Below are 13,692 nucleotides of genomic sequence, written 5' to 3' on the forward strand. Positions count from 1 at the left end.
CTGCTTCGGTGGGTGCCAACCTTGGTTGGCACAGTGGCGCCCATCCACGCATGGCGTGGATCTACACCGCCACCAACGGCGCTACCATGGCCGCATGACCGCCCCGTTCTCCGTTCTCGACCACCTGCACATGGCCAACGCACTGCGTCTGGCCGAGCGTGCCGCCTACACCACCCGCCCCAACCCGATGGTCGGCTGCGTGATCGCCCACGGCGAACGCGTGGTCGGGCAGGGCTGGCACCAGCGTGCCGGTGGACCGCACGCCGAAGTGTTCGCGCTGCGCGAGGCAGGAAGCGAGGCGCGCGGTGCCACCGCCTACGTCACCCTGGAGCCTTGTGCGCACTACGGGCGCACACCGCCGTGTGCGCTGGCCTTGATCGAAGCGGGTGTGTCGCGCGTCGTTGCCGCGATGCGCGATCCGTTCCCGAAGGTCGATGGGGGTGGCTTCGATCTGCTGCGCAATGCCGGCATCGAAGTCGCTGAAGGGCTGATGGCGACGCAGGCACGTGAGCTCAACAAGGGCTTCCTGTCGCGTGTGGAGCGCAACCGGCCGTGGCTGCGGGTGAAGCTGGCGGTCAGCCTCGACGGTCGCACCGCGATGGCCGATGGTAGCTCCAAGTGGATCACCGGCCCGGCCGCGCGCGAAGACGTGCAGCACTGGCGCGCGCGCGCAGGTGCGATCCTGACCGGCGCCGAAACCGTGCTGGCCGACGATCCGATGCTGACCGTGCGCCTGGCGGACACCGAAGTGATGCCGCCACTGCGCGTGGTGCTCGATTCGCGCCTGCGTTCGCTCGAATGCAGCCGCGTGCGCGAGGGCGGGGCACCGACGCTGTACCTGCACGATGCTGCAGTGAGTGCACCGGATGCGGCCGATGCCGAATTCGCCAGCGTGCCCAGTGTTGACGGCCGTCTCGATCTTGGCGCGGTGTTGGCACTGCTGGCCGAACGCGGCATCAACGAGGTGCATACCGAAGCCGGCGCGACGCTGGCCGGTGCCTTGCTGCACGGCGGCTGGGTGGACGAACTGCTGCTGTATCAGGCGCCCACGCTGCTGGGCGATACCGGTCGCCCGCTGCTGGCTGGCCTCGGCATCGATGCCATGGACCAGCAGCGCCGCCTGCGCGTGGTTGACCAGCGTCAGGTCGGTGAGGACATCAGGCTGCTGCTGCGCCCGTGAGGGAATGACGCGAAGCAGGGGCGATGCCCTTGTCGTCAGGCTTCCTCGTCGTCTTCTTCGCCGACGGGGCACTGGCCCTTCCACTGCTGCTTCCACAGCCCATGCAGGTTGCGGCAGTACGCGCCCAGTGCCTCGCCCGGCAGTTTCCTCGCCTTCAATCGCAGCTGGTGACGGGTAAAACCGTCGTCGTACTCATGCGGCAATACCAGCACTGCGCACTGATCGTGATACATCAGGAACGCGTGGCAGTCGTCGTCTTCGCTCATCCACGCATCCAGCTGCCTGTCGCTCAGCAGGGTTGACTCGAAGGCAACCGCTGGGATGACCGAGAAGGTCGTAATCCTGGACTTGGGAGCTTTGGCTTGCCCGCACGCCACAAGCGCCAGCAGCGTCAGCAACATGACCATGGTCGACGTCGTGCGGTGTTTCATGCGGTTGCCCCGATGGAAGAGGGCAACAGCATTGACCATGCAGGCCACGCAGGGCCATGCAACGGTTCTGAAAGTGCGGCCGCCCTCGTCGTCGGCGACAATGAGCCGAGCGTGGGCTCGGCTCTACACGAGGCTCACGCGCACTCGTCGGTCCACATCATCTCGGCGATCGGGCGCAGTGCCTTGCACTCCTGCGTCATCTCATCGGCCGACTGCACCTGTGCCTTGGCCTTCAGCTCCTCGGCCATGGCGTCCACGCCGCTGATCTGGTCCGGTGCGACCTTCGCCACGCAGGCACGATGCTGCTGCAGCAACAGGTCGCAGCCCGGTACGCCGGTCACCTTCGGCGCGTTGGCCGCCTGCGCGTCCTGCATCCAGTCCTCGAACGGTGCCAGCGCACCGGCCACGGTGCCCACCAGGTCATCGAAGTTGCCGCTGTACCAGTAGCCGTTGTCCTTGGCCGGGTACAGGGTGAAGGTGCCGATGACCGGCACGCGCGCGCCACTCTGCAGCGCTTGGGTGTAGGCATCGGTGAACTGCTTGCGCGAGGCCGGGCTGGCATCGGATGCGAGGCTGGCGGCGAACAGCGGGCGCACCTTGCCCAGGTCGGGCAGCTGGCAGCTGAAGGTGATCCGTGCCAGCTTCTGGTCTTCAACGTATTCGTTGTCTTCGATCACGCTCTTGGTCGCGCGGCACTTCGAATCACGCAGCGCCTTGGCATACAGCGCTTCGGTGGCCGCAGCGTCGACCTTGGCGCCGGTGCTGGCGAGGACGGTCTGCCAGGGTTCGGCCAGCGCCTTGGCCAGCGCACCCGGGTTCGGGGTCACGGCGTCCTGGCCTTCGAATGCCGGTTTCAGTGCGTCGTTGAGCGTGCGCGTGGCGGCCGCGTCGTCTTCCAGCAGGGTGCGTGCATACAGGTCGAACGCCTGTTCGGGCGACAGCGTGGCCGGGGCGGCCGTGGCGATCAGCGGGGCGCACAGCAGCATGCTGGCCAGCAGAGTACGGGTGGGGGTCTTCATGACGGTGTTTTCCTGTTCCAGAGGCGCGCAAGCCTAGCGCATCTGCGTGGGCTTTCGATGGCGCTATGGGGTCACGTGGTCGTGTATGCCGGCCAAAAAAACGGGCCCCTTGCGGGGCCCGTTCGATCGCACCACGAGAAGCGATCGCTGGATCAGAAGCTGGCGCGGACGCCGGCCGAGTACTGGGTGACGTCGCGGTAGCCGGAGATCTCGCCCACCAGACCCCAGGTCCTGGTGAAGTTGATCTGGCCACCGATGGTGCCGACCCAGGTGCCCTTGTAGTTGTTGCCGCCGTCCATGTAACCGGCCTTGGCCCAGGCTTCGGTCATGCGCGACGGCTTGCCGCGGATGCCCATGGTGGCGCGGGCCAGGTTGGTGTGGTCCTTGTAGCGGTCGCTGTAGCCGTCATAACGATCGGTCAGCTCGGCGTTCTGGCGCACCCAGGCGATGTCGGCGGTGAAGTCGACGCGGTCGGTCCACGGCATGTGGTAGCCGATGCCCAGCTCCGGCTGATTCAGTTCAACCTTCAGCGAACCGTCGCTGTAGTGATAGGTCTTGCTGGTGCGCGACCAGCCACCGAACACGTAGACCTGTTCGGCGATGGCCACGGAGCCACGCAGGTAGCCGCCGTCGACCTTCGGGTCGTCCAGTGCGTTGTCGTCAACCTTGACCTGCGTCCAACCGCCTTCAACGTAGGTGTAGCTCAGGGCGTCGGCCGAAGCCGAGAGCGGGGCGGCGGCCAGCAGGGCGGCCACGATCAGCATCTTGCGCATGGGAATTCCTGTGAATTTCAGTCCTTTGGCGGGCATGCCCAGCGGGCTGCCCGTGGCGACCTCATGTCGTCCGGGGCAGAATTTTAATGAAAGTTTTACAAATTGCGAGCGACGGCCGTCACAGCTGTGGCATCCGACCCCGTTCAGCACGGGCTGGTACACTAGCCACGCCGGTTCGCCGGTACACAAACGTCTTCAGGGCGGGGTGCAATTCCCCACCGGCGGTAGGTGCGCAAGCACGAGCCCGCGAGCGCCCCGGCCCACGGCCGGGGGTCAGCAGATCCGGTCCAATGCCGGAGCCGACGGTCATAGTCCGGATGAAAGAAGACGGTGCCACAGGGCTCATGCCCTGCGTGCGCCTGTTTGCCTTGCGGCGTTTTTCGCTCACTTTTCGCGGAGAACGTTACTTGTTTACTGGAATCATCGAAGGCGTCGGCCGTCTGGCCGCACGCGAATCCATCGGCGGCGATGTCCGCTTCACCTTCAATGTCGGGACTCTGCCGTTCGACAACGTGCAGATGGGCGAGAGCATTGCCATCAACGGCGTCTGCCTCACCGTCATCGCATTCGACGCCAGCAGCTTCCAGGCCGATGCCTCCACCGAGACCCTGGGCCTGACCACGCTGGGCCAGCTGGGCGAGGGTGCGGTCATCAACCTGGAACGCGCCATGCGCCCGACCGACCGCCTCGGCGGCCATCTGGTCAGCGGCCACGTCGACGGCCTCGGCCGGGTGCTGTCCATCCACGAAGACGCGCGTGCCCAGCGTTGGCGTTTCGCAGCGCCGGCCTCGCTGCGCCGCTACATCGCCAAGAAGGGCTCGATCTGCGTGGACGGCGTCAGCCTCACCGTCAACGAAGTGGACGATGAAGGTTTTGAAGTCGCCCTGATCCCGCACACGGTGGCCAACACCGCCTTCTCCGCCGCAGGCGTGGGCAGCGCGGTCAATCTTGAAATCGATCTGGTCGCCCGCTACGTCGAACGCCTGATCAGCGTGCCGGCCAACGGCCAGCACCCGCATGGAGATGCAGCATGAATTTCGCCCCGATTCCGGAAATCCTGGAAGACATCCGCCTGGGCCGCATGGTCGTCATCGTCGATGACGAAGACCGCGAGAACGAAGGCGACCTGATCATGGCCGCCGAGCTGGTCAAGGCCAGCGACATCAACTTCATGGTCACCCATGGCCGTGGCCTGGTGTGCCTGCCGCTGAACCGCACCCGCGCCGCCGATCTCGGCCTGGCGCCGATGGTGCAGGCCAATACCGCGCAGTTCCAGACCAATTTCACGGTCAGCATCGAGGCCGCCGAGGGCGTCACCACCGGCATCTCGGCGCATGACCGCGCGCACACCATCCGTACCGCGGTGAAGCCCAACGCCAAGCCGTCGGACCTGCACCAGCCGGGCCACATCTTCCCGCTGATCGCTCAGCCGGGCGGCGTGCTGACCCGCGCCGGCCACACCGAGGCGGCCGTGGACATGGCCATGCTGGCCGGGCTGGAACCGGCCGGCGTGCTGGTGGAGATCCTGAACCCGGATGGCAGCATGGCACGCCGCCCGGAACTGGAAGTGTTCGCCCGCGAGCACGGTCTGAAGATGGGCTCCATCGCCGACCTGATCGCCTACCGCCTGGCCACCGAAAAGACCGTCGAGCGTGTGGACGAGCGCGAGATCGAGACCGAGTTCGGCCCGTTCAAGCTGGTCACCTACCGCGATCGCATCGCCCACGACGTGCATTTCGCCCTGGTGCGCGGCACCCCGGATGCCGAAACGCCGACCCTGGTGCGCGTGCAGGTGGAAAACCCGCTGGCCGACCTGCTGCACTGGCGCCGTGATGACTTCGGCGTGGCTGCCACCGATGCCCTGCGCGCGATCGATGCCGAAGGCGCCGGCGTGATGGTGGTGCTGTCGGCCCCGCGCGACGGCGAGGCCCTGCTGGCCCGCCTGCGGCAGCAGCCGGCGCCGGTGGTACCGGGCAAGGACAAGGACGTGAGCCAGTGGCGCCGCAATGGTGCTGGCGCACAGATCCTGTCCGACCTGGGCCTGGGCAAGCTGCGCGTACTGGGCACCCCGCGCCGCCAGATCGGCCTGGCCGGCTACGGCCTGGAAGTGGTGGAGACGGTGACCCTGTAATGGGTAGTGCCGGCCGCTGGCCGGCAACCGCAGTCCCCGTGATTGCCGGCCAGCGGCCGGCACTACCGGTGGGTGGCGACCGTTGGTCGGCACGCCCCGGGCCCCCATCGGCCACGGCCGGGGCCCATCCACGCTAGAATTACCCCCTTATCGAGTCCCCCAAGCCGCATATGAGCCACTTCGAAGGCGATCTTCGCACTCCCGAATCGGCGCGCTTCGCCATCCTGGCCAGCCGCTGGAACGCCCGCATCACCGACACGCTGGTCGCTGGCGCCCGCCAGAGCCTGGCTGGCAACGGCATCACCGAAGCCAACATCGACGTGATCCGCGTGCCGGGTGCCTGGGAACTGCCGCTGGTGGCCGCGCGCCTGGCCGCCGCCCACGAACACGCCGCCATCCTTACCCTGGGCTGCGTGATCCGTGGCGATACCCGCCACTACGAGCACGTGGCCGATCGCTGCGCCGAAGGCCTGATGCGCGTGCAGCTGGACTTCGGCGTGCCGGTGCTGAACGGCGTGCTGGCGGTGGAACGCGTTGAAGACGCCGAGGCCCGCGCAGGCGGCAGCCACGGCAACAAGGGCGAGGAAGTCGCACTCGCCGCATTGGAAATGGTCAATCTTCTGGAGCAGCTGCCATGAACAAGAACACCCAGGGCAAGCCCTCCGGTAAACCCGTCCGCCGTGATGGCGTCGATCCGGTGCTGCGCTCGCGCGCGCGCCGTCGTGCTGTGCAGGCCGTCTACGCCTGGCAGATCTCCGGCGGCAACGCCCAGTCGCTGATCGCCCAGTTCGCCCACGAGCAGGCCCGCGAAATCGCCGACCTGGCGTACTTCGAAGCACTGCTGCACGGCGTGCTCGACAACCGCCGCGACATCGACGAAGCGCTCGGCCCGTACCTGGACCGTGGCATCGAAGAAGTGGACGCGATCGAACGCGCGGTGCTGCGCCTGGCGGCGTACGAGCTGCGCTACCGCTTGGACGTGCCGTACCGCGTGGTGATCAACGAAGCCATCGAATCGGCCAAGCGCTTCGGTTCCGAGCATGGCCATACCTACGTCAACGGCGTGCTGGATCGTGCCGCCGTGGAATGGCGCAAGGTCGAATCGGGTCACTGACCCACCTGTGGTAGTGCCGGCCGCTGGCCGGCAGCTGCAGGGATCCTGAGGTTGCCGGCCAGCGGCCGGCACTACCGCCCACCGCGCACCGCGCGGCACGTACAACAGCGGGAACGCCCCATGTCCCTGGCCGAATTCGCCCTCATTGACCGCATCCGCGCCCGTACCCTCGAGCGCGACGACATCCTGCTCGGCATCGGCGACGACGCTGCGCTGCTGCAGCCGCGTGCCAATGAGCAACTGGTGGTCACTGCCGACACGCTCAACAGCGGCGTGCACTTCCCGGTGGAAACCCCGGCCTTCGATATCGGCTGGAAGACCCTGGCGGTCAACCTGTCGGACCTGGCCGCGATGGGCGCGCGCCCGGCGTGGTGCACGCTGGCGTTGTCGCTGCCGGAAGCCTCCGAAGACTGGATCGATGCGTTCGCCGATGGCTTTTTCGCCCTGGCCGATCAGCACGACATCGCGTTGATCGGCGGTGACACCACGCGTGGTCCGTTGTCGCTGTCGGTGACCGCGATGGGCCAGGTGGGACGTGGCCAGGCGCTGCGTCGCGACCGCGCGCAGGTGGGCGATGACATCTGGGTGAGCGGCACGCTCGGCGATGCCGCCGGTGCGCTGCGCCTGTGGCAGCAAGCTGCGCTGAGCATCGCCACCGCCACGCTGCTGGCCGACTACGAAAGCCTGCGCCTGCGTCTGCTGCGGCCGACTCCGCGTGTGACCCTGGGCCTGCGCCTGCGTGCGTTCGCACACGCGGCGGTGGATGTGTCCGATGGCCTGCTGGCCGATCTGGGTCACATCACCACGCGCAGCAACGTGGCCGCACATGTCGATGCCGATTCGTTGCCGATCTCCCACGCGCTGCGTGAGCTGCTCGGCCGCGATGGCGCGCGCGACTGCGCTCTGCGCGGTGGCGACGACTACGAACTGTGCTTCACCGCCGCCGCCGACCAGCGCGACGCGCTGCACTACCTGGCCGAATCGCTGGACGTGCCGCTCACCCGCATCGGTCGCATTGCCGAAGGGCAGGGCGTGCACGTGGATGGCGAAGCCGCCGACGGCGGATACCAGCACTTCGTCTGATTGATGACGCCGGGCATGGCCCGGCGCTGCCACGCGACTGAAACCGCCGGGCATGACCGGGTGCTGCCGTATCGGTGCGCGGTTGCTGGATGACATCGACGCTGCAGAGCCGAGCCTACGCTCGGCTCACGCGCGAAGCGCGGCTTTCATCGCGATGTGCCCCATGGCAGCCGAGCATGGGCTCGGCTCTGCAGATGTCGCTAAGCTGCCTGCAACTGCACATCCAGTACTCAGTCAGCCTGCGGCTGCCTGCCGCGACGCTGCTGCAGGCAGGACTCACACGTGACCGTTGCCAGCGACCGCGCATCGTTGACCGCGGCCAGGGCCTGCTCCAGGATCGGCGCGAGGTCATGTGGCAGGCGCGCAGCGGCTTCGCCAAGAGTGGTGATGACATGGGGATAGAGAGGCTTGTACATCTCGGCATCCTTGTTCGCAGGGCGTGGGCGCTGTTGCTTCGACCCAACCCGTTCGGCGGTTGCCAACGGCTCACAGAGATGCCGATGGTGCTGTCACTGCAGGCTCGCTGGACCAGGCAGCTGGCGCTCACGACGGGTGTGGGTCAGAGCTGTGTGGTGCTGTTGGCGATATGTTCCTGGCAAAGGAGCAGTTTTCCCATGCAACAAGTTGCAAAGCACACTGGACACCGGATGGAGCTTCAGTTGACGGCTGGCAGCGTGAAGGTCCGTAGCGGGTACAGTGCGACGCCTCCAGCTGGGGAGGGCTCCTGCGGGTCGTCGTCAACACATTGGCAGTGGCACTACACCGGCGGCAGCACCTTGCCGGGGTTGAGGATGCCGTCCGGGTCCAGCGCGGCCTTGATCGCTCGCATCGTCGTCAGCGTTTCTGCGGTGAAGGCCTTCGCCATGAAATCTCGCTTGGCCAGGCCAATGCCGTGTTCTCCCGACAGCGTGCCGCCCAACGCCAGCGTCAGCTCGAAGATCTTTGGCAGCGCGGCATGGGCGCGCGCGTTCTCGTCGGCATCGTCCGGGTGGTACAGGATGTTGACGTGCAGGTTGCCGTTGCCGGCATGGCCAAAGGTGACGATGGTCAGCGCGTAGTCGCGTGCCAATGCCTGCACGCCGGCCACCAGTTCCGGAATGCGCGATACCGGTACCACCACGTCTTCGTTGATCTTGCCCGGGGCAACGCTGCGCAGCGCCGGCGACAGCGCCTTGCGTGCGGCCCATAGCTGGTCACGCGCGCGGCCTTCCATCGCGACGTCCAGCTCGATCATGCCGTCGCCTTCGGCAGCGCTGGCCAGTGCCTGCAGCAGGTAGGGCAGGGTGTCGTGGTCACCATCGGCTTCGACCAGCAGCATCGCACCGGCCTCCGGCACGTCGGCACCATTCAGCCGCAGCAGCTCCAGGCTGCGTGCGTCCATGAATTCCAGGCGCGTGGGCACCACCGGTTGCGACATCAATCGCGATACGGCGGCCGCGGCGGCATCGGCATCGCGGTACAGCACGCGCAGGCCGGCCTGGCTGACCGGCAGCGGGGTCAGTTTCAGCGTGGCTTCCACGATCAATGCCAGCGTGCCTTCGCTGCCTACCAGCAGATGCGTGAGGTCATAGCCGGTGGCGTCCTTGGTGTAGGCACCGCCGCAGCGGATCACGTCGCCGGTGCCGGTAACGGCAACCAGGCCCAGCACGTTGTCGCGGCTGGTGCCGTACTTCACCGCGCGCGGGCCACCGGCGTTGCAGGCCAGGTTGCCGCCGATGCTGCAGATCTCGGCGCTGGATGGATCCGGCGCCCAGAACAGGCCATGCGGGGCCAGCGCCTGCTGCAGGGCGCCGTTGAGTACGCCCGGTTGCACCACCGCGCAACGGTCACCGGCGCGGATCTCGACGATGCGGTCCATGCGGGTGAACGACAGCACGATACTGCCGGGCAGCGGCACCGCCGCGCCGGTGGTGCCGGTACCAGCGCCACGTGCGACCAGGGCCACGCCATGCGCACGGCAGGCCCGCACCAAAGCCTGCACCTGTTCGATGTCGGCTGGCAGCGCCACCGCCGCCGGGCGCTGGTGACGCCATGAGTTGTCCTGCGCGTTCGCCTCCAGCGCGCCGTCATCCATGCGCCAGCCCTCCGCGCCCAGCAGGGCGGACAGTTCGGCAACCAGGGCAGCAGGCAGGGCAGGACTCATGACGGATCTCGTGGGGCAACGGGAGCGGGTTGGATCAGTTTCCAGGCAACAACGGCGCCGGCTAGTGGCAGCCACACCCAGCGCAGTTCCGACATTACGGTGGCGAGGCCACGCGCGCTGAAGAACTGTGGCGCGAACGGAGAAACGCGGATGGGTCGCCACGGCGCGAAGAAGCGCTGCTCACTCCATGGCCAGGCCAGGGCGACACCGAGGCCGCCGGAGGTCATCGCATCCAGCAGCGGGTGGCTGGCGGCGCAGACGAAGACGAACACCGCCGCTTGTAGGGTCGATGCCATCGTTGGCCCTGCCTTGGCAGGTGCCAACCTTGGTTGGCACGAAACCGCCGACCAAGGTCGGCCACTACCAGAGCGTGCCATTGCCTCTTCGGTAGGTGCCAACCTTGGTTGGCACCGAAGCGCCGACCAAGGTCGGCGACTACCGGAGTTGCGGGGCGCCGACCAAGGCCGGCGGCTACCGAAGAACGCCAACACCGCGGCCAACGCCGCCAGCACGAACGCAAACAGCAACGAATGGCTGGCACCACGATGTCCGAACGCATCGGCGTAGGGAATATGCAGTGCAAAGGCCAGCACGTCGGCATCGGGCAGCATCGCAGCGATCACACCGGCCGCCAGCAGGCGCGGTGGGATGCGGCCACGGTCAGCGGCGCACCAGAGCGCCAACGGCACAGCGGCATGGGTGATGATCGAAGGCATCAGTCACGCACCGTGGTCGTGCCGGCCAGGCTGCGCTCTGGTAGGTGCCAACCATGGTTGGCACAGAGGCGCCGACCAAGTTCGGCCTCTACCAGAGCGGACGTTAACCATCAGCAGTCATCCAGCCGGAACGCATCACGCAGCCACCGCAGCTGCGGCGGTTCACCACTGGCTTCAACCACATCGAAACGGCAGGGCGCATTGGCCAGTGCCGGGTTGTCCTGCAGGTACAGCTGCGCGGCATGCGCCAGGCGCCGGCATTTGCGCGCATCCACCGAAGCGGCGCCGCCACCGAAATCGGAGCGCGCGCGATAGCGCACTTCCACGAACACCACGGTACCGGCGTCATCCATCACCAGGTCCAGTTCACCGCCGCGATAACGCACGTTGCGCGCACGCGGCAGCAGCCCGGCCTGTTGCAGGTGCTGCTCGGCGGCGGCTTCCACCGCCGAGCCACGTTGGCTGCGCTCAGCGACCACCGACGATCGGCATCGGCCGGCCGCCATTGAAGGTGGACCATGCCGGCTGGCGCAGGATGTTGCCGTTGCTGTCCAGGAACAGGGTGCCGGTGGCACCGTCCAGGCCGCCCTCGTTGGACAGCTTGTCCAGATAGGCGGTGATCTTCCAGGCATCGGCACCGAAAGCGAACAGGCGGCCAGCGGCGCCGCGAGCGCTGGGCAGCGCGCTGGCCACCTGGCTGGCCGACGGCAGGCCGGACACGCTGCGCACATTCCAGGCTTCGTTCGGGTAGACGATGCCGTCCAGCGCCACGTCTTCTTCCACCTTGCCGCTGCCGACGGTCAGCTGCGAGGTGCCGACGCGGGTCGCGCCACCGGCACCGGCCAGCGCAAGCTGCGGCGCCAGCAGTCGGGCCTGCGGGGCGCGCACGGCGAGGAACACGGCATCGACCTGACCGGCATTGCGCACCTGCGCGCCGACATCGCCGACGGCTTCGCTGACATTGACCGTGGCCACCACCTGGCCGCCGCGCTGTGCGAAGCGCTGGGCAAAGGCGGCGGCGGAACGGCGGCCGGTGTCGTCGTTGCTGCTGATCACCAGCGCGCGGTTGCGCTCGCGGCCACGCAGGTACTCGGCGGCGACGATGCCGTCGTCTTCCGGTGCCAGCGAGAAACCAGCGCTGCCGGCCGGCGGTGCATCCTTGCCGCGGTTCAGGGCCAGCACCGGTACCTGTAGCTGCTGGCGGCCGTACACGGCGTCCACTCCGTCGCGGCCCAGCGGGCCGACCACGAAGTCGGCACCGGAGGCGACGGCCTTGTCGTAGGCGGCGAGGGCACCAGCCGGGGTGCCAGCGGTGTCGAAGAAATTGATGTCCGGGCGGCGACGGCTTTCACCGTAGTAGGCGCTCAACAGGCCGTCGCGCACCGGCTGCGCGGCGGTGGCCAGGCGGCCGCTGAGCGGCAGCAGCACGGCCAGCTTGGCCGGCGGTCGGTAGCCGTCGCTCATCGCCGGCGGACGCTTGCTGGTATCAAACTGGGCCGCGCCATCGCGGTCGAACGGGCGCGGCAGCGGCAGGCCGCGCGCGATCAGCGCACGGCCGGCGAAGTTGTACAGAGGATCGTTGGCCGGCAGGGCAGCGGCACGGCTGCGCAAAGTGGCGTCGTCGAGGGTACCGAGCAGGCCGGAGATGGCGGCCTGGTTCTCGCTGCGCGCACTGCCGGTCAGGCTGGCATGGGCGCGTGCACGTTCGGTGGCGGCGCCGAAGGCATCGCCGGTGCCCTGCAGCGCGTTGGCGCGGGCCAGATACCAGCGCGTACGCAGCGCCGGCAGCACGTTGTCGCCGTGGTCCTTCAGCAGGGCCAGGGCCTGCGCCGGCTGCTTGTCGGCCAGTGCCAGCTCGGCGCCGGTCAGCTGGTAGCGCTGCAGGCTGGCGCCGGACAGCTGGCGGGCGGTGAGCTGGCCCAGCAGGCTGCGCGCGCGCGCACTGTCACCGGCCAGGTGCCAGGCCCAGGCCGCGTCGGCCAGCGCATTGCTGCGAGCGCCGCCGCGCAGGGTGGCGGCCAGGCCTTCCAGCTGCAGCGCGGCGTCGCGGGGCTTGCCCTGTTCGATCAGCGCCAGCGCCTGGCTCTGGGCCGGCGAATCGGGCGTGCTGGTCAGGCTGGTGGTGGCGCAACCGGCCAGCAGCATCAGCGACAGCGACAGGGCGGAGATCCGTGCGGCGGGCTTGTTCATGATCGGGTCCATGCGATGAGGGCAGCGGCCTTGGCCGGGTACACGCTACGATTCTACCCTTGCCCCGTGAGTACCGCTGAAATGAGTGTGCCAACCCTGTACGTCGTCGCCACCCCGATCGGCAACCTGGCCGATCTGAGCCCGCGCGCGCAGGAGGTGCTGCGGTCGGTGGCGGCCATCTGTGCTGAAGACACCCGCCGCAGTGGCCAGCTGCTGTCCCATTTCGGCATCCAGCAGCCGTTGGTGGCCCTGCACGAACACAATGAAGAGGCCCTGGCCCAGCGCCTGGTCTCGCGCCTGCAGGCCGGTGAATCGCTGGCGCTGGTCAGTGATGCCGGCACCCCGCTGGTCAGTGACCCCGGTTTCCGCCTGGTGCGTGCTGCGCGCGCGGCGGGCATCAAGGTCAGCCCGATTCCCGGCGCCTGTGCCGCCATCGCTGCGCTGAGCGTGGCCGGCCTGCCCAGCGACCGTTTCAGTTTCGAGGGTTTCCTGCCGGCCAAGGCCAGCGGCCGCCGCGACCGCCTGCAGGCGCTGGCCGGTGAAGTACGCACCATGGTGTTCTACGAATCCTCGCACCGCATCGCCGAATCGCTGGCCGACATGGCGGCGATCTTCGGCGGTGAGCGCCCGGCGGTGTTGGCCCGCGAGCTGACCAAGCTGTTCGAGACCGTGCTTGATGGTGACCTGGCCGGCCTGCTGGCGAAGGTGGAAGCTGACGAGAACCAGCGCAAGGGCGAGTTCGTGGTGATGGTGCAGGGTGCTGGCGACGATGAGGAAGCGCAGCTGGCGCATGGCCGCCGTGTCTACGCCAAATTGAGCGAGCATCTGCCGCCGTCGACCGCCGCCAAGCTGGCTGCCGAGCTGACCGGCGCACCGCGCAAGGCGTTGTACGGGAGTTGATGGATCGTGCGG

Annotated in this window: 15 protein-coding genes and 1 riboswitch; of the genes, 7 read left to right on the forward strand and 8 right to left on the reverse strand. The window is 67.9% G+C overall.

The window, feature by feature from the left end; genetic code table 11:
• The first annotated feature begins 94 nt into the window (after positions 1-94).
• Positions 95-1,180 carry a bifunctional diaminohydroxyphosphoribosylaminopyrimidine deaminase/5-amino-6-(5-phosphoribosylamino)uracil reductase RibD gene (gene ribD, locus ACSYS9_RS03100; RefSeq protein WP_049462849.1) on the forward strand — a complete coding sequence of 362 codons (1,086 nt, stop codon included), beginning with the start codon at positions 95-97 and terminating at the stop codon, positions 1,178-1,180.
• Positions 1,181-1,215: 35 nt separating this feature from the next.
• Here the strand turns inward: ribD and ACSYS9_RS03105 are convergent, their stop codons facing one another.
• The 3 genes from ACSYS9_RS03105 to ACSYS9_RS03115 form a co-directional block, all read right to left on the reverse strand.
• Positions 1,216-1,611 carry a hypothetical protein gene (locus ACSYS9_RS03105; protein WP_049462857.1) on the reverse strand — a complete coding sequence of 132 codons (396 nt, stop codon included), beginning with the start codon at positions 1,609-1,611 and terminating at the stop codon, positions 1,216-1,218.
• A 134-nt stretch (positions 1,612-1,745) separates the two neighbouring features.
• Positions 1,746-2,630 (reverse strand): hypothetical protein, encoded by an 885-nt coding sequence (locus ACSYS9_RS03110; protein WP_049462850.1) that lies wholly within the window; start codon positions 2,628-2,630, stop codon positions 1,746-1,748.
• A 152-nt stretch (positions 2,631-2,782) separates the two neighbouring features.
• On the reverse strand, positions 2,783-3,403 hold the full coding sequence (locus ACSYS9_RS03115) for a hypothetical protein (protein ID WP_032128042.1): 621 nt from the start codon (positions 3,401-3,403) through the stop codon (positions 2,783-2,785).
• 187 nt (positions 3,404-3,590) lie between these two features.
• A riboswitch (FMN riboswitch) is annotated at positions 3,591-3,736 on the forward strand.
• A gap of 74 nt (positions 3,737-3,810) precedes the next feature.
• Between ACSYS9_RS03115 and ACSYS9_RS03120 the strand changes: the two genes are divergently transcribed.
• The 5 genes from ACSYS9_RS03120 (at position 3,811) to thiL (ending at position 7,731) form a co-directional block, all read left to right on the forward strand.
• The gene (locus tag ACSYS9_RS03120; protein WP_049462851.1) at positions 3,811-4,437 is read left to right on the forward strand and encodes a riboflavin synthase; all 627 of its coding nucleotides are present in this window, start codon (positions 3,811-3,813) and stop codon (positions 4,435-4,437) included.
• Complete coding sequence (gene ribB / locus ACSYS9_RS03125; protein ID WP_049425006.1) at positions 4,434-5,534, forward strand: 3,4-dihydroxy-2-butanone-4-phosphate synthase; 1,101 nt, start codon at positions 4,434-4,436, stop codon at positions 5,532-5,534. Before ACSYS9_RS03120 ends, ribB begins: the two co-directional genes overlap by 4 nt.
• A 170-nt stretch (positions 5,535-5,704) precedes the next feature.
• Positions 5,705-6,172, forward strand: coding sequence for a 6,7-dimethyl-8-ribityllumazine synthase (gene ribH, locus ACSYS9_RS03130; protein WP_005408061.1), 468 nt, complete (start codon positions 5,705-5,707; stop codon positions 6,170-6,172).
• On the forward strand, positions 6,169-6,648 hold the full coding sequence (gene nusB, locus ACSYS9_RS03135; RefSeq protein ID WP_049462852.1) for a transcription antitermination factor NusB: 480 nt from the start codon (positions 6,169-6,171) through the stop codon (positions 6,646-6,648). Before ribH ends, nusB begins: the two co-directional genes overlap by 4 nt.
• A 120-nt stretch (positions 6,649-6,768) precedes the next feature.
• A complete protein-coding gene (gene thiL / locus ACSYS9_RS03140; protein WP_080355242.1) occupies positions 6,769-7,731 on the forward strand; it encodes a thiamine-phosphate kinase in 963 nt (320 codons plus the stop codon).
• Between the two features lie 230 nt (positions 7,732-7,961).
• On the opposite strand, the gene ACSYS9_RS03145 is transcribed toward thiL, so the two are convergent.
• From ACSYS9_RS03145 to ACSYS9_RS03165, 5 genes are all read right to left on the reverse strand, one after another.
• A complete protein-coding gene (locus ACSYS9_RS03145) occupies positions 7,962-8,147 on the reverse strand; it encodes a hypothetical protein (RefSeq protein WP_032128040.1) in 186 nt (61 codons plus the stop codon).
• Positions 8,148-8,488: 341 nt separating this feature from the next.
• Positions 8,489-9,874 carry an FAD-binding oxidoreductase gene (locus tag ACSYS9_RS03150; RefSeq protein WP_049462853.1) on the reverse strand — a complete coding sequence of 462 codons (1,386 nt, stop codon included), beginning with the start codon at positions 9,872-9,874 and terminating at the stop codon, positions 8,489-8,491.
• A complete protein-coding gene (locus ACSYS9_RS03155; RefSeq protein ID WP_049462854.1) occupies positions 9,871-10,590 on the reverse strand; it encodes a metal-dependent hydrolase in 720 nt (239 codons plus the stop codon). Before ACSYS9_RS03155 ends, ACSYS9_RS03150 begins: the two co-directional genes overlap by 4 nt.
• A gap of 110 nt (positions 10,591-10,700) precedes the next feature.
• Positions 10,701-11,069: a YraN family protein gene (locus ACSYS9_RS03160; RefSeq protein ID WP_177179500.1), complete on the reverse strand. Its 369-nt coding sequence runs from the start codon at positions 11,067-11,069 to the stop codon at positions 10,701-10,703.
• Complete coding sequence (locus ACSYS9_RS03165; RefSeq protein WP_049462856.1) at positions 11,059-12,780, reverse strand: penicillin-binding protein activator; 1,722 nt, start codon at positions 12,778-12,780, stop codon at positions 11,059-11,061. The genes ACSYS9_RS03160 and ACSYS9_RS03165 overlap by 11 nt, the downstream gene beginning before the upstream one ends.
• Before the next feature lie 81 nt (positions 12,781-12,861).
• On the opposite strand from ACSYS9_RS03165, the gene rsmI reads away from it, so the two are divergent.
• Positions 12,862-13,680 (forward strand): 16S rRNA (cytidine(1402)-2'-O)-methyltransferase, encoded by an 819-nt coding sequence (gene rsmI / locus ACSYS9_RS03170; RefSeq protein WP_005412235.1) that lies wholly within the window; start codon positions 12,862-12,864, stop codon positions 13,678-13,680.
• The last annotated feature ends 12 nt before the right edge of the window (positions 13,681-13,692 follow it).

It is taken from the genome of Stenotrophomonas sp. STK17_22 (genome assembly GCF_051983905.1).
In the GTDB taxonomy this organism is placed as follows: Bacteria; Pseudomonadota; Gammaproteobacteria; order Xanthomonadales; family Xanthomonadaceae; genus Stenotrophomonas; species Stenotrophomonas maltophilia_A.